At 71.7% G+C, this 18403-nt stretch carries 19 protein-coding genes; 13 read left to right on the top strand and 6 right to left on the bottom strand.

All coding sequences use genetic code 11. From position 1 onward, the window contains the following. Positions 1-99: 99 nt before the first annotated feature. The 5 genes from AB0637_RS06225 (at position 100) to AB0637_RS06205 (ending at position 5248) form a co-directional block, all read left to right on the top strand. Positions 100-879 carry an SIS domain-containing protein gene (locus AB0637_RS06225; RefSeq protein WP_366170400.1) on the top strand — a complete coding sequence of 260 codons (780 nt, stop codon included), beginning with the start codon at positions 100-102 and terminating at the stop codon, positions 877-879. A gap of 67 nt (positions 880-946) precedes the next feature. Then, positions 947-2353: an N-acetylglucosamine/diacetylchitobiose ABC transporter substrate-binding protein gene (gene ngcE / locus AB0637_RS06220; protein ID WP_366170398.1), complete on the top strand. Its 1407-nt coding sequence runs from the start codon at positions 947-949 to the stop codon at positions 2351-2353. Continuing rightward, on the top strand, positions 2350-3357 hold the full coding sequence (locus AB0637_RS06215; RefSeq protein WP_366170396.1) for a sugar ABC transporter permease: 1008 nt from the start codon (positions 2350-2352) through the stop codon (positions 3355-3357). Before ngcE ends, AB0637_RS06215 begins: the two co-directional genes overlap by 4 nt. Then, the gene (locus tag AB0637_RS06210) at positions 3354-4244 is read left to right on the top strand and encodes a carbohydrate ABC transporter permease (RefSeq protein WP_366170394.1); all 891 of its coding nucleotides are present in this window, start codon (positions 3354-3356) and stop codon (positions 4242-4244) included. Before AB0637_RS06215 ends, AB0637_RS06210 begins: the two co-directional genes overlap by 4 nt. Beyond that, complete coding sequence (locus tag AB0637_RS06205) at positions 4241-5248, top strand: BadF/BadG/BcrA/BcrD ATPase family protein (RefSeq protein WP_366170392.1); 1008 nt, start codon at positions 4241-4243, stop codon at positions 5246-5248. Before AB0637_RS06210 ends, AB0637_RS06205 begins: the two co-directional genes overlap by 4 nt. A gap of 10 nt (positions 5249-5258) precedes the next feature. Here the strand turns inward: AB0637_RS06205 and AB0637_RS06200 are convergent, their stop codons facing one another. Then, positions 5259-5861 (bottom strand): LysE family transporter, encoded by a 603-nt coding sequence (locus AB0637_RS06200; RefSeq protein ID WP_366170390.1) that lies wholly within the window; start codon positions 5859-5861, stop codon positions 5259-5261. A gap of 98 nt (positions 5862-5959) precedes the next feature. Here AB0637_RS06200 and AB0637_RS06195 point away from each other — a divergent pair, with 98 nt between their 5' ends. After that, positions 5960-6823: a LysR family transcriptional regulator ArgP gene (locus tag AB0637_RS06195; RefSeq protein ID WP_366170524.1), complete on the top strand. Its 864-nt coding sequence runs from the start codon at positions 5960-5962 to the stop codon at positions 6821-6823. 56 nt (positions 6824-6879) lie between these two features. After that, complete coding sequence (locus AB0637_RS06190; RefSeq protein WP_366170388.1) at positions 6880-7368, top strand: DUF427 domain-containing protein; 489 nt, start codon at positions 6880-6882, stop codon at positions 7366-7368. A 42-nt stretch (positions 7369-7410) separates the two neighbouring features. On the opposite strand, the gene AB0637_RS06185 is transcribed toward AB0637_RS06190, so the two are convergent. From AB0637_RS06185 to AB0637_RS06175, 3 genes are all read right to left on the bottom strand, one after another. Continuing rightward, positions 7411-7674 carry a GlsB/YeaQ/YmgE family stress response membrane protein gene (locus AB0637_RS06185; RefSeq protein ID WP_366170386.1) on the bottom strand — a complete coding sequence of 88 codons (264 nt, stop codon included), beginning with the start codon at positions 7672-7674 and terminating at the stop codon, positions 7411-7413. A 188-nt stretch (positions 7675-7862) separates the two neighbouring features. Then, positions 7863-9197, bottom strand: coding sequence for an extracellular solute-binding protein (locus tag AB0637_RS06180; protein ID WP_366170384.1), 1335 nt, complete (start codon positions 9195-9197; stop codon positions 7863-7865). A gap of 89 nt (positions 9198-9286) precedes the next feature. Continuing rightward, complete coding sequence (locus AB0637_RS06175) at positions 9287-10294, bottom strand: LacI family DNA-binding transcriptional regulator (RefSeq protein WP_366170522.1); 1008 nt, start codon at positions 10292-10294, stop codon at positions 9287-9289. A 308-nt stretch (positions 10295-10602) separates the two neighbouring features. Here AB0637_RS06175 and AB0637_RS06170 point away from each other — a divergent pair, with 308 nt between their 5' ends. From AB0637_RS06170 to AB0637_RS06150, 5 genes are read left to right on the top strand one after another with little or no spacing between them, the layout of a single operon-like run. Further along, complete coding sequence (locus AB0637_RS06170) at positions 10603-12123, top strand: alpha-L-arabinofuranosidase C-terminal domain-containing protein (RefSeq protein ID WP_366170382.1); 1521 nt, start codon at positions 10603-10605, stop codon at positions 12121-12123. Between the two features lie 54 nt (positions 12124-12177). Next, positions 12178-13497 (top strand): extracellular solute-binding protein, encoded by a 1320-nt coding sequence (locus AB0637_RS06165; protein WP_366170380.1) that lies wholly within the window; start codon positions 12178-12180, stop codon positions 13495-13497. Further along, on the top strand, positions 13497-14474 hold the full coding sequence (locus AB0637_RS06160; protein WP_366170378.1) for a sugar ABC transporter permease: 978 nt from the start codon (positions 13497-13499) through the stop codon (positions 14472-14474). The genes AB0637_RS06165 and AB0637_RS06160 overlap by 1 nt, the downstream gene beginning before the upstream one ends. Beyond that, entirely contained in the window at positions 14471-15364 is an 894-nt protein-coding gene (locus AB0637_RS06155; protein ID WP_366170376.1) for a carbohydrate ABC transporter permease, read from the top strand. The genes AB0637_RS06160 and AB0637_RS06155 overlap by 4 nt, the downstream gene beginning before the upstream one ends. 2 nt (positions 15365-15366) lie before the next feature. After that, complete coding sequence (locus tag AB0637_RS06150; RefSeq protein ID WP_366170374.1) at positions 15367-16218, top strand: phytanoyl-CoA dioxygenase family protein; 852 nt, start codon at positions 15367-15369, stop codon at positions 16216-16218. Positions 16219-16291: 73 nt separating this feature from the next. On the opposite strand, the gene AB0637_RS06145 is transcribed toward AB0637_RS06150, so the two are convergent. After that, positions 16292-17131: an SDR family oxidoreductase gene (locus AB0637_RS06145; protein WP_366170372.1), complete on the bottom strand. Its 840-nt coding sequence runs from the start codon at positions 17129-17131 to the stop codon at positions 16292-16294. Between the two features lie 107 nt (positions 17132-17238). Between AB0637_RS06145 and AB0637_RS06140 the strand changes: the two genes are divergently transcribed. Continuing rightward, positions 17239-17607 carry a DUF1801 domain-containing protein gene (locus AB0637_RS06140; RefSeq protein ID WP_366170370.1) on the top strand — a complete coding sequence of 123 codons (369 nt, stop codon included), beginning with the start codon at positions 17239-17241 and terminating at the stop codon, positions 17605-17607. Here AB0637_RS06140 and AB0637_RS06135 read toward each other — a convergent pair whose 3' ends face one another. After that, positions 17608-18228: an L-threonylcarbamoyladenylate synthase gene (locus tag AB0637_RS06135; RefSeq protein WP_366170368.1), complete on the bottom strand. Its 621-nt coding sequence runs from the start codon at positions 18226-18228 to the stop codon at positions 17608-17610. Positions 18229-18403: the final 175 nt, after the last annotated feature.

Here is an 18403-nt window from a genome sequence, read left to right as displayed (position 1 = left end):
AACGCAACACGGCGAACCCTTGACAGTCCCTGAGGGCTGAGTGAAACATTCATGCAACCAGCAATGACGCGGTGAATCGACGACTCAAGGAGAGATGCTGTGCCCACCTTCGCCGACCAGTTCCCCGGTCACGTCACCGCCTTCGGAGCCCAGGTCAGGGACCGCCTCGACCGGCTCTCGGCCTTCGCCGCCGGCGGTGGTCTCGACGACGCCGTGGAACTGCTCGCGGACTGCATCGCCAAGGGCGGGGTCGTCCAGGCGTTCGGCACCGGTCACTCCGAGGCCTTCGCGATGGAGGTCGCCGGCCGCGCCGGCGGGCTCATCCCCACGAACAAGGTCGCCCTGCGCGACGCGGCGCTCCTGGGCGACCACGAGATCGCCGAGCTCACGGGCGAACCCCCGCTGGAACGCGACCCGAACATCGCCCAGGACGTCTTCGCGACCGTCGTCCGCGACCCGCGCGACGTCTTCGTCATCGCCTCGAACTCCGGCGTCAACGGTTCCGTCGTCGGCCTGGCCCTGTTGGCCAAGGAGCACGGCCACCCGGTCGTGGCGGTCACGAGCCTGGAGCACACGCAGGCCGTGGAACCCAAGCACCCCAGCGGGAAGCGGCTCTCGGAGATCGCCGACGTCGTCATCGACAACCTCGCCCCCTACGGCGACGCCACCCTCACCGACGTCTCCGACGTCCCCGTGGGGTCCGTGTCGTCCCTGACGGCGGCCTACATCGCCCAGCTCCTGACGATCGGCACGGTCACGGCCCTCGCCGACCGCGGCCAGGAGGCCCCGCTGTACGTCTCGGCGAACATCCCCGGCGGCCACGACCGCAACAAGCAGATCGAGGCCCGCTACGGCGACCGCCTGCGCCGCAGCGCCTGACACCCCACCGCTCCAGAACCCCGCCGCTCCAGAACCCGCCCTGCCCACCACCTCGGAAGGAACCACCGTGAGCGAGTCCACGTCCCTGCAGCGTCGACGTTTCCTGGGACTGGCCCTGGCCGGGACCCTCGTCCCGGTCGCGACCGCGGCCTGCGCCGCCTCCGGGGGGAACGAGGACTCCGGCGACTCCGGCCCCACCGGTGAGGTCAGCGACCAGAACCCGTTCGGCGTCGCCAAGGGCGCGGCCGTCGACGCCGTCGTCTTCGACGGCGGCTACGGCACCGACTACGTGTCCTTCGCGGCCGCCAAGTACGCCGACCTGCACGACGGCGGCAAGCTGACGGTCTCGCCCTCGACCCAGATCGCGCAGGAGCTGCAGCCGCGCTTCGTCGGCGGCAACCCGCCGGACCTGCTGGACAACTCCGGCGCCAACGCCATCGGCCTGGCGACCATCGCCGCGCAGCTCGAGGACCTCACCCCGCTGACCAAGGCGAAGAACACCGACGGCACCGTCATCGCCGACACCCTCTACCCGGGGATGCTCGACGACGGCACCTACGACGGCCGCCTCGTGCAGCTGAACTACGTCCTCACCGTCTACGGCCTCTGGTACTCCAAGTCCCTCTTCGACGCGAACGGCTGGAAGGCCCCCGCGACGTGGGACGACGCGCTGGCCCTCGGGGCGTCGGCGAAGGAGAAGGGGAAGTACCTCTTCTGCTGGGGCAAGGAGGCCGCGTCCTACTACCTCACCCTCGCGGTCGACTCGGCCATCAAGGAGGGCGGTGACGAGGTGCGCGTCGCGCTCGGCAACCTCGACGCGAAGGCGTGGAGCCACCCCGCCGTGCAGGCCGTGTTCGGGAAGATGAGCGATGCCGTCAAGGCCGGCTACTTCCGGCCCGGTGGCGCCGGTACGCAGTTCACCGCCGCCCAGGCGCAGTGGAGCGAGGCGCAGGAGGCGATCCTCTACCCGTCCGGGTCCTGGATCGAGAACGAGATGAAGTCCCAGACCGCCCCGGACTTCCAGATGACGGGTGCGCCGCCGCCCTCGGTCACCTCCGGTGCCGCCATGCCCGCCACCGCGTTCCACGCCAGTGCGGGCGAGCCGTTCGTCGTCCCCAGCAAGGGGAAGAACAAGGCCGGTGGCATGGAGGTCCTGCGGATCATGCTGTCGAAGGAGGCCGCGACGAACTTCGCCAAGACGAAGCTGTCGTCCACGGTCGTCAAGGACACCGTGCCCTCCGACGCGTTCGGCTCCACCGCGCTGGCCTCGCAGATCGCCATGCTGAACGCGGCGGGGCAGGACACCTACACGTTCAACTTCAACGACGTGTACGGGTTCACGAGCCAGAACAACGTCTTGTGGAACGGGTTCCTGTCCGGTCAGCTCGACGTCGCCGGCCTCACGAGCGGCCTGCAGCAGCAGTTCGACCAGACCCGCGAGGACTCCAGCATCGTGAAGGTCAAGGTGTCGTGAGCGCGCTGCCCGGCACCCCCACGCGCGTCACCCGCCGGAGGGCCTCCCGCCCTCCGGTGGTGACGCGGAAGCGGTGGACGTTCGACCGGATCAGCCTCGTGGTCGTCTTCCTCGGGGTGCCGGTGGCGCTCTACCTGCTGTTCGTGCTCTACCCCTTCACGCAGGCCGCGTGGTACTCCCTCACCTCCTGGTCCGGCTTCACCTCGACGCAGGAGTTCGTCGGGCTGGAGAACTACCAGCGGCTGCTGACCGACGACCTGTTCCTCAAGGCGGTCGGCAACAGCCTCGTGCTGCTGCTCGTCGTGCCCGCGGTCACCCTCGTCCTGAGCTTCGCCCTGGCGTGCCTGCTGACGTTCGGCGGCTCCTCGACCGGGGCCGTGCGCGGCCTGGCGGGCTCCTCGTTCTACCGCGTCGTCTCGTTCTTCCCCTACGTCGTGCCGGCCATCGTCGTCGGCATCATCTTCGGGCGGGTCTACGACCCCAGCGCCGGGCTGCTCAACGGGGTCCTCACGGGACTCGGGCTCGGCCGCTTCAAGGACTTCGCCTGGCTGGGCGAACCCTCGACGGCGCTGTGGGCCGTCATCGTCGTCATCGTCTGGAGCTTCGTCGGGTTCTACATGGTCCTGTTCGTCGCCTCCATCCGCGCCATCCCGGCGGAGATCTTCGAGGCGGCGCGCATCGACGGCGCGGGCCGGTTCCGGACCGCGGTCTTCATCGCCGCCCCCGGGATCGCCGGCTCGCTGCGGACGGCCTACGTGTACCTGGGGATCTTCGCCCTCGACGCGTTCGTCTTCCTCGCCGCCATGAACCCCGACGGCGGGCCGGCGAACTCGACCCTCGTCATCACCCAGCAGATCTTCTCGACGGCGTTCAAGGAGGGCCGCTTCGGGCTGGCCTGCGCGATGGGAGTGGTGCTCGCCGTGCTGACCTTCGCCTTCACCGGTCTGGTGCTCGGCATCGGCCAGGCGCTGTCCCGCCGCGACGCACGGGGGGCCCGGGCATGAGCGCCGACACCCGGCTCCCGGCCGCGGCCGCCCCCGCCCGTCCCGAGCGGCGCGGGCCGTCGGGGGAGCGGACCGTCGCCGTCACCTCGCACACCGTGCTGGGCATCTGGTCGCTGCTGGTCCTGCTGCCCTTCGTCTGGACCGTCGTCTCCAGCTTCAAGACGAACCGGGAGATCTTCGCCTCGCCGTTCTCGCTGCCGCGGGAGTGGCGGTTCCAGAACTACGTCGACGCCTGGAACACCGCCGGCATCGGGTCGTACTTCTTCAACAGCGTCGTCGTCGTCTTCGCCGCGCTCGTGCTGACGATGGTCATGGGGGCGATGTCGGCGTACGTGCTGGCGAGGTTCGACTTCCGCGGCCGCACCGTCCTGCGCTACCTCATCGTCGCGGGCCTGACCTTCCCGGTCTTCCTCGCCGTCGTCCCGCTGTTCTTCATCCTCCAGCAGATCGGCGTCCTCAACACGCTCCCGGGGCTGATCCTCAGCTACGCGACCTACGCCTACCCGTTCACGGTCTTCTTCCTGCTGAGCTTCTTCGAGGAGCTGCCGGGGGAGATCGCCGAGGCCGCCTCGATCGACGGGGCGAGCGAGTGGCGGACCTTCTTCCAGGTCATGCTGCCCATGGCCGGACCGGGCATGGCCGCCGTCGCCATCCTGAACTTCGTCGGGCTGTGGAACCAGTTCCTGCTGCCGGTGGTCCTGAACTCCGACCGCAGCAACTACGTCCTGACCCAGGGCCTCGCGGCGTTCGCCTCCCAGGCCGGCTACGACGTGAACTTCGGCGCCCTGTTCGCCGGGGCCGTCATGACGGTGGTCCCGGTCCTGGTGGTCTACCTCGTGTTCCAGCGCCGCCTGCAAGGTGCGGTCTCGGCCGGCGGGCTCAAGTGACCTCCGTCCCCACCTCCGTCCCCACCTCTGTCCCCCTCCCCGTCGACGGGGTCGTGCTGGCCCTCGACGCCGGGGGCAGCACGACCCGTGCGCTCGTCCTCGACCCGGCCGGCCGGCCCCTCGCCCGGGCCGGCTCCGGACCGGGGAACCCCTCGGCCGTGGGCGTGGAGACGGCACTGGGCTCGCTGCGGGACGCGGTGGCGCAGGCCCTCGCCGAGGCGGGGGCCACGGGCGGGGACGTCCGGTCCACCGTGCTGGCGACCGCGGGGTCGGACCGGCTCGTCCCGGTCGAACGCCTCGTCGACCACCTCGGGCTCACCCCCGGTGCCCCCTTCCGCCGGGTCTCGGACCTGCTGGCGATGTTCCACTCCGCGACCGACGACGACACCGGTGCGGCCCTCGTGGCCGGGACCGGGTCGGTGGCCGCGCGCGTGCGCGACGGCGCGCTGGAACGGGTCGTCGGCGGCAACGGCTGGCTGCTCGGTGACGCGGGTGCGGGTTTCTGGATGGGCCGGGAGGTGGCGCGCGCCGTCACCTCCGACCTCGACGGCACCGGTCCCGCGACGGCCCTCACCCCGGCGGTGCTCGCCGAGTTCGGGCTCACCGACGACCGCCGCCCCCGCGAGGGCCGCGCCTACGTCCTCGGTGAGCTCGTGGACCTCGTCTACGGCGCCGAACCCGTCCGGCTGGCCCGGCTCGCCCCGGCCTGCTTCACGGTCGCGGCGGCGGGCGACCCCGTCGCGGCGGCCGTCGTCACCGCGGCGCAGGAGGAGCTCGCCGCCCTCGTGCGCGCCGTCGCCGGCCCCGGACCCCTCGTCGTGGGCGGCGGCGTCTGGCGGCGGGGGGCCGAGGGGCCGCTCGCCCCCGCCCTGCGCGACGCCCTCGCCGGGCGGGACGTGCTGCCGGCCGACGACGGGCTCCTCGGGGCGGCGTCGCTGGCCCTGCGCGCGCTCGGGCTGCCGACCGGACCCCTGCGCGCGCTGCGGGCGGTCCCCACCCCCTGAGGGGCCGCGGTCAGGTGCGGGCGACGAGCTGCACCGCGAGCACGACCATCACCACGGCGACGACGAGGTCGAGCACCCGCCACGCCCCGGGCTTGGCGAACACCGGACGCAGCAGGCGCGCCCCGCGCCCCAGCACGGTGAACCACAGGGCGCTGCCGAGCGCCGCTCCCGCCCCGAACCACCAGCGGTCCGCCCCGTGCGCGGCGGCGAGGGAGCCCAGGAGCACCACGGTGTCGAGGTAGACGTGCGGGTTCAGCCACGTCAGGGCGGCCGCGGTGGCCAGCACGGACCCCAGCGGCGCGGCGGCGCCGGACGTGTCGGCGCGCAGGGCGCCGGGTCGCCAGGCCCGGCGCAGCGCCAGTGCCCCGTAGCCGAGGAGGAAGGCGGCCCCCGCCAGCCGCAGCACCGTCAGCAGCCCCGGGGCCGCGGCCACGACGGCGCCCGCACCCGCGACCCCGACCGCGATGAGGGCGACGTCGCTCGCGATGCAGACCGCCACGACCGCCCCCACGTGCTCGCCGCGGACCCCCTGCCGGATGACGAAGGTGTTCTGGGCGCCGATGGCGACGATGAGGGACAACCCGAACGACAAACCGGCGAGGAGGGTGAGCACGTCCCGACGGTAGGCACTGGCGAGCCACGACTCCAGCTCATGGTTCTGCAGCACCATTAGCATCACTTCATGTGCAGGAGCGCCCCGTGACCCCGCCCGTGGAGTGGGACCTCCCGCAGCTGCGCGCGCTCGTCGCCGTCGTCGCCGAGGGCACCTTCGACGCGGCCGCCCGATCGCTGCACATCACACCGTCGGCCGTCAGCCAGCGCATCCGTGCGCTGGAGACCACCGCGGGCCGGCCCCTGCTCGTGCGCAGCCGTCCCGTGCGGCCGACCGAGGAGGGACGGGCGGTGCTGCGGCTGGCCCGCGAGGTGGACCTGCTCACCGCGGAGGCCGACCGGGCCGTCCGGCCGGCGGGCGGGGTGGCCGTCCTGCCCGTGGCCGTCAACGCCGACTCGCTCGCGACGTGGTTCCTGCCCGCGATCGCCCCGCTGGCGGGGGAGTTCTCCTTCGACCTGCGGCGCGAGGACCAGGAGCGGACGCACGAACTGCTCCGCGAGGGCAGCGTCGTCGCCGCCGTCACGACCGAGGCCGACCCCGTGCCGGGGTGCCGCGCGACGCGGCTCGGCACCGTGCACTACCACCCGTACGCGACGGCGGAGTTCGCCCGGCGGTGGTTCGCGGACGGGGTCGGACCGCAGACCCTGGCGCGCGCGCCGGTCGTCGTGTTCGACCGCGCGGACGACCTGCAGGACAGCTGGTTGCGCCGCCACGGCGACGGTGCAGGAGGAGGCGGGGGCCTCGGTGGTCCCCGCCACCACGTCCCCGCCACGGCCGACTTCGGGCAGGCCGTCCGGCTGGGGTTCGGGTGGGGGCTGCTGCTGCCCGAACAGGTGGGCGGCGACCTCGTCGACCTCGACCCGGGCGGCGGTCTCGACGTGGACCTGCACTGGCAGCGCTGGAAGGTGGGGTCACCGTCCCTGGACCGGCTCAGTGCGGCCGTCCTGGACGCGTGGCGCTGACCGCCCGCGGCGGGGTGGACTCGCGGGGAGCCACGCGGGGGGTGACGCTGACCCGCGTGAGCGAATCCTGCTGGGACTACCCGCGACCGCCGCGCCTGGAACCCGCGCGCCGGCGCGTCCGCATCCTCGACCCCGAGGGCCGGCTGATCGTCGACGTCGCCCCCGACGAGGACGTACCGCGCGCCTGGCGCGTGCTGGAGACCTCGCACCCGCCGACGTACTACGTGGCCGCGGACGCGGTGCTGCCCGGGGCGGTCCGGCCCACGTCGGGCCAGAGCTGGTGCGAGTGGAAGGGTCAGGCGGCCTACGTCGACCTCGTGGCCGAGGACGGGCGGGTGCTGCGCCCGCGGGCCGCCTGGTCCTACCGGACGCCGACCCCGGCGTTCGCGGCGCTCACGGGTGCCTTCGCGTTCTACCCCTCGGGGGTGCGCTGCCTGCTCGACGACGAGGAGGTCCAGTCGCAGGAGGGGGACTTCTACGGGGGGTGGATCAGTTCCGAGGTGACGGGGCCGTTCAAGGGCGCGCCCGGCACGCTGGGCTGGTGAACCCTTCGTCGGGGGCGGCGCGTGCCGCCCCCGACGGACGGGTCAGCGGGCGCGGCCGCGCACGGCGCCGACGATGCCGACGCCGATGACGGCGACGATGACCTGGATGACCAGCTCCAGGAAGCTGAACCCGGTCGTGCTCACACCCACGGCGCGGGCGAGGGCCGTGCCGATCAGGGCCGCCACGATGCCGACGATGATGGTCAGCACGATGGAGATGTTCTGCTTGCCGGGCAGCACCAAGCGCGCGAGGGCGCCGATGATGAGCCCGACGATGATTGCGGTGATGATGCCGGTGACGGTCACGAGTTCCTCCAGTTCGTCGGGGCCCGTGGATCTTTGCGGGCCCGCACCGGGTCCCTGACGGTTCCCGACGCGCCCGAAGGCTTCCACCGTTCGGAGCACCCCGCGCGCTGGAGCGGCGCAGGCCGAGCGGGCGGCGGGTTTCGTGCACCCGCCGTCCCGCCCGCTGCACGCAGCGTGTTCCCGGCCCGTCAGGAGCCCTTCGCGGCCTCCATGGCCTGCGCGAACTGCTCCGGCGTCTGCGACAACCCGAAGAGCTTCTCGATGTTCTCCAGCAGGGCCTCGGCCGCGGTCGGGGACAGCGCCTGGTCCCACGACTGCTGGAACGAGGGGGCGCTGGAGGCCAGGTCGTACACGAACTTCAGCCAGTCGGCGTCCTCCCCACTGCCGTACTCGGAGTCCGAACCCGTGACGATCGGGACGTTGCCCGAGGCGATCCACGCCTTGGTGGTGGCGTCGGTGACGAGACCCTCGGCGAGGAACTTCTTCGCGTCGGTCTTGGCCTTCTCGGTGGCCTTGGCGGACAGCGCGTAGTAGCCGGACGGGTTCCCGACCGTGTTCTTCATGTCGCCCTTGCCGCCGCCGACGGCGGGGAACGTGCTCCAGGCCAGGTGCCCACCGGTGACGAAGTCGCCGCCGTCGGTCTTCAGGGAGCCGTAGACCCACGAACCGTGCAGCATCATGGCCGCCTTGCCCGTGTAGAGCAGGGCCTGGTCGGCGTTGGAGTCGGCCGTGATCGAGGCGAACCCGTTGACGAACCCGCCGGCCTTGACGAGGTCCTGCACCTTCGTCAGCGCCTCGAGCGAGGCGGGCTGGGACCAGGCGCCGGCCTGACCCTCGTAGATCGAGGTGAAGAGCTCGGGGCCGCCGATGCGGTCGTAGAGGTACTCCAGCCACATCATGTTCGTCCACCGCGACTGCCCGCCGAGGGCGATGGGGGCGATGCCGGCGCCCTTGAAGACGTCCACGAGCGCCATGAGCTCGTCCCACGTCGTCGGCGGCTGCGCCCCGACCTTCTCGAACAACGTCTTGTTGTAGTACATGACGATCGGCGCGACCGTCTCGCACGGCACGGCGTAGATCTTCCCGTCGACGGTGGCGGCGCCGAAGGCGCTCGCGAAGAGCTTGTCCTTCAGCGCGGCGTTGTCGGCGAAGAAGGACGTGAGGTCCTCCACCTGGGAGTTCTGGACGTAGTCGCGCAGACCGCCGCCGCCCCAGGTCGGGATGATCGTGGGGGCCTGGTTCGCGCCGATGGCGGTGCGGATCTTCGCCTTGAAGGCGTCGTTCTGGAAGGAGGCCATCGACAGCTTCGCGTCGGGGTTGGCCTTGTTGAAGGCGTTGATCGCGTCGGTGCGGATGCCCTCGGCCGGCTGCCCCGTGAGGAACCACATGCTGGCGCCGTCTCCGCTCCCGCCGCCGGCGGCGGCACCGGGGCCGGAGTCTCCGCAGGCGGCGAGCGAGACGCCGAGGGGCGCGGCGAGCGCGAGGGCGAGGAAGGTCCGCCGGGCGGCGGTGGGGGGCGTCATCGTTCTCTCCCGTTCGGAGGCGGGGCGCAGCGGTGCGGTCCCGTGTATCGATATCATCGCCCGCGCCGCCCGGGAGCTGTCAAGGACGCTCAGGGGCGGGTCGTCGACTCCCGTTCGACCACCCGGTACGAGACGGTGACGTCCTGCGGGAGCGCCCGCGGGCTGGCGATCCGCCGCGCGAGCAGGTGGACGGTCTGCCCGACGAGACCCTCGAGGTCGGGCGCGACCGACGTCAGCGACGGGATGTGGAACTCCGCGTCCTCGACGTCGTCGAACCCGACGACGAGGACGTCGTCGGGGACGCGGACACCGTGGTCGGCCAGTCCGCGCACGACGCCGAACGCGAGGGTGTCGGTGACGCAGAAGATGCCGTCCGGCGCCTCGCCGCGGGTCAGCAGGTCCCGGGCGCACGCGACGCCGGCGGCCTGGGTGACCCCGGCGTAGGCGGCGGAGGCGGTCGCGCCGTGCTCCCGGACCACGCGGGCGAAACCCTCCGCGCGCAGGACGAAGGCGGCCCCCTCGGGCAGGGTCACGTCCTCGAGGTCGGTCAGCGTCGGGAACCCCACGATCGCCAGTCGCCGGCACCCGCGCTCCAGCAGCAGCCGCGTGGCGGCCTCCGCCCCGTCGACGTTGGGCATGCTCACGTGGTCGACGGTCTGGTGCAGCTCCTGCTCGCCCAGCACGACGACGGGCACCTCACGGCTCAGGGCGTTGATCTCGCGCTCGGTGAGCCCCAGCGCGGCGATGACGAGGCCGTCGTAGGCGTTGAGACGGGAGTCGCGGAACGCGGCCAGTTCCCCCTCGCGGCTGGCGTGCGTCTCCTCGACGACCGTCGCGAGACCGGCCTGGGAGAACGCCCGCACGAGGCGGTGTGCGAGGCGGCTGTAGTAGTGGCTGTCGAGGGTCGGGACGGCGATGCCGACCACGCCCGTGCGGCCCTGGCGCAGGCTGCGGGCCGCGACGTTCACCTGGTACCCGAGCCGGTCGACGGCCTCCAGGACGGTGCGCCGGGTCGCCTCGCTCACCGGCCGGCGGCCCGTCAACGCGTTGGAGACGGTCATCGGGGAGACCCCGGCCTCCGCCGCGACGTCGCGCATCGTGACCACGACCGGCCCCTCCCCGTGTTCTCGACCCGCGTCCTCCGGCCCGCCCGTCCGGCCGCTCCGGACCCCGAAGCTACCGCCGTCGGGTGGCCCCTTGACAGCCGAGCCCGTGCTCAGGAGTATATCGATACACACACAGCGGGGGGCCGACGGCGGCTCCCCCTCCCGACGGGCCGACGACTCGAGGACGACCGGTCGCCCGTCCCTTCCCGAACCCCTTGCGAGGACACGTGCTCACCGGTCACGAGGACACCCGTTCTAGAACGGACACCACCAGAAACGAGTCCGCGCCGTCCCGGACGGTGCGCGCCGTCCTGGACGCCGACCTGCCCGGTCCGCGGATCAACCGCCACCTCTACGGCCACTTCGCCGAACACCTCGGACGCTGCGTCTACGGCGGGTTCTGGGTGGGGGAGGACTCCGACCTGCCGAACGAGGGCGGCCTGCGGCTCGACGTCGTGGAGGCGTTGCGGGCGCTGGACATCCCGAACCTGCGCTGGCCCGGAGGCTGCTTCGCCGACACCTACCACTGGCGGGACGGCGTCGGCCCGCGCGAGGACCGCCCCTCGATGGTGAACTCGCACTGGGGCGACGTCGTCGAGGACAACGCCTTCGGAACCCACGAGTTCATGGCCCTGTGCGAACTCCTCGGAGCCGACCCCTACGTCTCGGCCAACGTCGGCAGCGGAACCGTCCGCGAGGCCGCGGAGTGGATCGAGTACCTCACCCGCGCCGACGACTCGCCCATGGCGCGGTTGCGCCGCGAGAACGGCCGGGACGAACCGTGGCGCGTCCCGTTCTGGGGTCTCGGCAACGAACCCTGGGGGTGCGGCGGGGGCATGGGCTCCGGCGCCTACGCCGAACTCGCGCGGCAGTACGGCACCTACAGCCTCGACCACGGCGACAACCACCTCTACCGGATCGCCGCCGGTGCGGCCGACGCCGACTACCGCTGGACCGAGGTCCTCATGCAGAACCTCGGCCGCCACCTCGGCGTCGGGCGCGTCAGCGGGCACGGCACGAACACCTACCAGGCGATCTCGTTCCACCACTACACGATCGTCGGGGACAGCTGGGACGCCAAGGGGTCGGCGACCCGGTTCGACACCGACGAGTACTACCGCACGATGGTCAAGGCGACGGCCATCGAACGCATCCTCGCCGGCCACGCCGCCGTCATGGACGCCTACGACCCCGACAAGCGCGTCGGTCTGGTGCTAGACGAGTGGGGCACCTGGTTCGACGTCGAACCCGGGACGAACCCCGGGTTCCTCTTCCAGCAGAACACCCTGCGGGACGCACTCGTGGCCTCCGTGCACTTCGACGCCTTCCACCGGCACGCCGACCGGCTCGTCATGGCGAACATCGCCCAGACCGTGAACGTCCTGCAGGCCATGCTGCTGACCGACGGCGACGCGCTCGTCCTCACCCCGAGCTACCACGTCTTCGCCATGAACAAGGGGCACCACGACGCGGCCTCGCTGCCGCTGGCGGTCCGGGGGGTCACGCCCTCGCGGACCGTGGGGGAGGCGGACCTGCCGACGTTCTCCGCCTCGGCCAGCACCAAGGACGGCCGCGTCCTCGTCTCCCTGACGAACCTCGACGCCGACGAACCGCTCGTCGTCGAGCTCGACGTCCGCGGCGCCCGCGTCGAGGGCATCACCGCGCGGGTCCTCACCGCCCCCGAGCTGTCGGCCCACAACACCGCCACCGACACCCGCGTCGTCGTCCGCGACCTCGAGGACGTGGCGCTCGACGGCGGGCTGCTGCGGGTCACGCTGCCCGCGCACAGCTTCGCCACCGTCGCCTTCGCCGGCGCCTGAACCCACCCGCGCCTGAACCCCACCCGCCCAGGACTCCCGAAGGAGCGATTCCTCGTGACCACGCCTCGCCCGACCACGCCCCGCCCGACCTCCCTGAACCCCCTCCTCAGCCGACGCCGCGCGCTCGCCCTCGGCGGCCTGGCCGGCGGGGTGGCGCTCACCGCCTCGGCCTGCTCCTCCGGCTCCTCGGGGTCCTCGGACCCGAACACCTTCGAGTTCTGGTCCTTCACGGGCATCGACCAGAAGGCCGACGTCGAGGCGTACAAGAAGCTGGCGCCCGACGTGACGGTCAAGCTCACCGAGGTCGGCAGCAGCACCGAGACGGCGCAGGCGCTCACGACGGCCCTCGCCGGCGGCAAGGTGCCCGACCTCTGCCTCATCCAGGCGACGGAACTGCCGAAGTTCATCGAGAACCCCGGCAACTTCGTCGACCTCGGCACGCTCGGCGCGGACGAGATCGAGGGCGACTACCTCGACTGGGTCATCGCCCAGGCCAAGGGCAAGGACGACGTGCTCATCGGCATCCCCACCGACGTCGGCGGGATGGGCGTGGCCTACCGCACCGACCTGTTCGCCGCGGCCGGCCTGCCCACCGACCGCCAGCAGGTGTCGGCCCTGTGGCCGACGTGGCAGGACTTCATCGCGACGGGGCAGAAGTACACCGCGGCCACCGGCAACGCCTTCATGGACAACGCCGCGACCTCGGTCTTCCTGCAGGCGGTCTCCCAGGGCGAGGAGCAGTACTACGACTCGGCCGACAAGACGGTGTTCGAGACCAACCCGCAGGTCAAGGAGTCGTTCGACCTCGGCCTCGCGGCCGTGGCGGCGAAGGTGACGGCCCGCGTCGACACCTTCAGCGACGGGTGGAGCGCCGGGATGGGCAAGGGGGCCTTCGCGGCGATGGCCGCGCCCTCCTGGATGCTCGGCTCGATCCGCAGCAACGCCCCCGACACCAAGGGCAAGTGGGACGTGGCGACCATCCCCGGCGGCAGCGGGAACTGGGGCGGCAGCTACCTCGTCATCCCGGCCCGCGCGGGCAACCCCAAGGCCGCGTGGAAGTACATCTCGACCATGCAGTCGCCCGAGCAGCAGCTGCAGCACTTCCTCACCAGCGGTTCGCTGCCCACCACACCCGTCAACTACGACAAGCCCGAGCTCACGAGCTACACGGACCCGTTCTTCGGAGGCGCACCGACGGGGGCGATCTTCACCCAGTCCGTGCTCGGCCTCAAGGCCTTCACCGTCGGCCCCAACACGGGCGAGATCAGCTCCGCGTTCCTCGACGCCATCAAGGGCGTCGAGCAGGACGGGGCCCCCGCGGACAAGGCGTGGGACACCGCGGTGAAGAACGCCAAGACCGCGATCGGCGCCTGATGAGCACGACCCTGACGCCGCAGGTGCGGACCTCGCTCCGCACCACCGCGACACGCCCCGTAGAGAGCCGCTGGGAGCGCCTGGCGCCCTACGGCTACGTCGCCCCCTTCTACCTGCTCTTCGCCGTCTTCGGCCTCCTGCCGCTGCTCTTCACGTTCTACGTCGCGCTCTTCGACTGGAACCCGATCGGGGCCAAGACGTTCGTCGGGCTGGACAACTTCCGCCAGCTCGCCGGTGACGGGCGGTTCTGGAACGCGCTGAAGAACACGTTCAGCATCTGGCTCATGTCCACGGTGCCGCAGCTGCTCGTCGCCCTCGTGCTGGCGCAGGTGCTGAACTCCGCGCGGTTGCGCTTCGCGTCGCTGTTCCGGATGTCGATGCTGCTGCCGTACATCACGTCGGTGGCGGCGACGACCATCGTGTTCGCGCAGCTGTTCGACCGCGACTACGGCCTGCTCAACTACCTGCTCGGCCTCGTCGGGATCCAGCACATCGACTTCATGTCGACGGCCCTCGGCAGCCACGTCCTCATCTCGGTCATGGTCATCTGGCGGTGGTTCGGGTACAACACGCTGTTGTACCTGGCGTCCCTGCAGGCCGTGCCCCGTGACCTCTACGAAGCGGCGGCCGTCGACGGGGCGGGTCCGGTCAAGCAGTTCCGGCACATCACGCTGCCGTCCCTGCGCCCCGTCATCGTCTTCACGGTCATCACCTCGACCATCGGCGGGCTGCAGATCTTCACCGAACCGCTGCTGCTGTCCAACGGCCTGCTGACCTGCGGGTCCGCCCGGCAGTGCCAGACGCTCTCGCTCTTCCTCTTCGAGCAGGGGTTCGGGTCGTTCAAGTTCGGCTACGGGTCGGCCGTCGGGGTGGCGCTCTTCGTCATCATCGTCGTCGTCGCGTTCGTCAACTACCTGCTGTCCAGCCGGCTCGGCAACACCGACCGGCCCACGAGCGCCCGGAAGGCTGCGCGATGACCACGACCGATCCCTCGACCCGTCCGGCCGTCGTGCGCAGGCCCTCCTCGCGGGTGGCCCGCAACCGCCAGGTCGGCCGGGTGCGCTGGACGACGTACCTCGTGCTCGGACTCGCGACGCTGGCCTGCGTGTTCCCCATCTACTGGATGTTCGTGGTGTCCTCGGTCGGCTCCGGGGCGGCGACCCAGATGCCGCCGCGGGTCGTCCCCGGGGGGAACTTCCTCAACCTGGTCAAGCTCGTCTTCGACACGATCCCGTTCCTGCGGTCGCTGCTGAACAGCCTCGTCGTGGCCGGCTGCATCGGGGTGGGGCAGGCGTTCCTGTGCTCCCTGGCCGGGTTCGCCTTCGCGAAGATGACGTTCAAGGGCCGGGACGCGCTGTTCCTGCTGCTCGTCCTGACGATGACCGTCCCCGCGCAACTCGGCGTCATCCCGCAGTACCTCATCATCAGCAAGCTGGGGTGGGTGGACACCCTGCAGGCGCTCATCGTGCCCGGCCTCGTCAGCGCCTTCGGCATCTTCTGGATGCGCCAGCACATCACCGCGACCATCAGCGACGAGCTCCTGCAGGCGGCCCGGATGGACGGCTGCGGGTCCTGGCAGATCTTCACGCGGATCGCGTTCCCCGTCGTCCGGCCGGCTGCGGCCGTCCTGGGGCTCCTCGGGTTCGTCAACGCGTGGAACGACTTCCTCTGGCCGTTCATCGTGCTGAAGTCGCCGGAGCACTACACGGCGCAGATCGCCATCAAGGCCTTGCAGAGCAACATGTCCGTCGACCTGGGCCTCGCCATGGCCGGGTCCTTCCTCGTCACCGTCCCGCTCCTGGTCCTGTTCGCCTTCTTCGGTCGGCAGATGGTCTCCGGGATCATGGACGGCGCGTTCAAGGGGTGAGCGTGACCAGCACCAGCACCAGCACCAGCACTCCGCTGACCGAGGGCCAGGTGGAGCACTTCCTCGAGAAGGGCTACGTCGTCCTCGAGGGCTGCTTCACGGCGCAGGACGCCGCCCCGCACGTCGACCGCGCCTGGCAGCGGTTGGGGGTGGACCGCGACGATCCCTCGACGTGGGACCGTCCCCGCGTGCACCTGCGCTCGGAGCAGCACCTCGACGCCGCGCAGTTCGCCCCCCGCGCCCACGCCGCGGCCTGTCAGCTGCTGGGCGGGCAGGACCGCGTCGTCACACCGTGGCAGTGGTCGGACGGGATGATCGCCAACCTCGGCGTCGGGGCCGACCGTCCCTTCGCGCCGCCGTCGGCGCAGGTCCCCGGGTGGCACAAGGACGGTGACTTCTTCCGGCACTTCCTGGACTCCCCGGAACAAGGTCTGCTGACGATCGTGCTGTGGACCGACGTGCACTCCCGGGGCGGCGGGACGTTCGTGGCCACCGACTCCGTCGGCGTCGTGGCCCGGTTCCTCGCCGAGCGGCCCGAGGGGGTCCTGCCCGACGAGTTGCAGCAGACCCGCCTCGTGGAGCAGTGCCACGAGTTCGTGGAACTGACGGGGAAGGTCGGCGACGTGGTCCTCATGCACCCCTTCGTGCTGCACGCCACGTCGCAGAACGTGCTGCGGGCCCAGCGGCTCATCACCAACCCGACGCTGAGCCTGCGCGAACCCCTGCGGTTCGACCGCCCCGACGACGCCGACCACTCCCCGGTGGAGCGGGCCGTGCTGCGCGGTCTCGGCGTCGAGCGGTACGCCTTCACCCCGGCCCGGTCGCGCGAGGCCGTGGTGCCCCGCGGCCGGTAGGCCCCCAGGTCCCGGGTTCCCCTCCGGCGGGCGACGGAGGGGAACCCGGCTCAGCCGCCGTGGGTGGGACCCGTCAGAGGATCGGGTTCCCACCCGTCACCGCGACGCGTGCGCCGGAGACGTAGCTGCCGTCGTCGGAGGCCAGCAGCACGTAGACCGGGGCGAGCTCGGCCGGCTGCCCCGGCCGTCCCAGCGGGACCTGCTGCCCGAACGTCTCGACCTGCTCGGGGGGCATGGTCGCCGGGATGAGCGGCGTCCACACCGGCCCGGGCGCCACGCTGTTGACGCGGATCCCGCGGTCGCCGAGCAGCTGGGCCATCGAGGCGCACATGTTCGCGATCCCCGCCTTGGTCACCGAGTACGGGATCAACGTGGGCTTGGGGTTGTCGGAGTTCACCGAACTGCTGCCGATGATGGAGGAACCCCGGCCCATGTGGGGGAGCGCGGCCTTCGACAGGTAGAAGAACGCGCTGAGGTTGGTGTTCATCGTGAACAACCACTCCTCGTCGGAGATCTCCTCCAGGGTGTCGTGGCTCATCTGGTACGCCGCGTTGTTGACGAGGACGTCGACCCGGCCGAACTCGCGCACGCACGCGTCGACGACGGCCCGGCACTGGTCGGCCTGCGAGACGTCACCGGCGACGAGGACGGCCCGACGTCCGGCCTCCTCGACCCAGCGCGCCGTCTCGGCGGCGTCCTCGTGCTCGGACAGGTAGCTGATGACGACGTCCGCGCCCTCGCGGGCGAAGGCGATGGCGACGGCGCGGCCGATCCCGGAGTCCCCACCCGTCACGATCGTGGCCTTGCCGGTGAGCTTGCCGTGGCCGCGGTAGGACGTCTCCCCGTGGTCGGGGGTCGGGCGCATCGCGTCGGTCGTGCCGGGGGGTTCCTGCTGCTGGCTGGGCTGGGACACGGGAGTGGCTCCTGGTGCGGTGGGGTGACTGGTCGGCAGACCCCTACCCGCGCCCCCGTCCGCCAACCCCCTCGCGTGGGTGCGGCCCGGGGAGGATCCTCGGTGTCGTGCAGGACGCCGTGCAGAGCGCCGAGGAGTACGTCGCCGCCGTGCCCGCCGGCCACCGGCCCCTGTTCGAGCGGGTGGACCGGCTCCTGCGGACCGGCCGCGACGACCTCGAGGTCGACCTGTCGTACGGGATCCTGCGCTACCGCCGGCCCGGGTCGGCGCGGGCGCGGCGGCCCGCGCTGCACCTCGGCGTGTGGAAGCACGGGGTGTCCCTCTACGGGTGGTCCGCCGACCACGACGGGGGCTTCGGGGCCCGGCACCCCGAGCTGCTCAGCGGCCGCGGCACCCTGAAGCTGTCGCTCGCCCGGGCCGGCGCGGTGTCCGACGAGGACCTGACGGCGTTGTTCGCCGCAGTCCTGGACGGCTGATCACTCGAAGCGCGACGGGTCCCCGGCCCCCACCCGGACGACCTCGGGGTAGCCCTGGGACCAGTCGACGACCGTCGTGGGCTCCGTCCCGCACTCCCCGGCGTCCACCACGGCGTCGACGACGTGGTCGAGCTCCTCCTTCACCGTCCACCCGTCGGTGAGCGGTTCGGCGTGGTCGGGCAGCAGCAGCGTGCTGGACAGCAGCGGCTCCCCGAGCTCGGACAGCAGCGCCCGCACGAACGGGTGGTCCGGGATCCGCACCCCGACCGTCTTCTTCTTGGGGTGGGCGAAGCGCCGGGGGACCTCCTTCGTGGCGGGCAGGATGAACGTGTAGGGGTTCGGCGTCGCGGCCTTCACTGCCCGGAACTGCACGTTGTCGAGGTGAACGAACTGCCCGAGCTGGGCGAAGTCGGAGCACACGAGGGTGAAGTGGTGCCGCTCGTCGAGGTGCCGGATCCGGCGGATGCGGTCGGCGCCGGTGTGGCTGTCCAGGCGGCACCCGAGGGCGTAGCAGGAGTCGGTCGGGTACGCGATGAGGCCGTCCTCGCGCAGCAGCGCCGCGAGCTGGGCGACCGACCGCGGCTGCGGGTCCTGCGGGTGCACCTCGACGAAGCGGGCCATGCAGCCACTGTAGGACCGGAGCCCGCGCAGCGCCGCCGGTACCCCGAAGACGGGTGTGCGGTGCACCGGAACCGTCGATCCGGCTGTCCCGCAGCAGCTTCGGCGGACGACCGTGAGTTCCGCCGGAACGGCTGCCTGTGGTTCCCTGGGCGTCGCTCCCGACCGGAAGGCCGCC

Source organism: Kineococcus sp. NPDC059986 (assembly GCF_040702905.1).
Classification (GTDB): domain Bacteria; phylum Actinomycetota; class Actinomycetes; order Actinomycetales; family Kineococcaceae; genus Kineococcus.
This window is presented reverse-complemented; position numbering and strand designations above follow the sequence as displayed.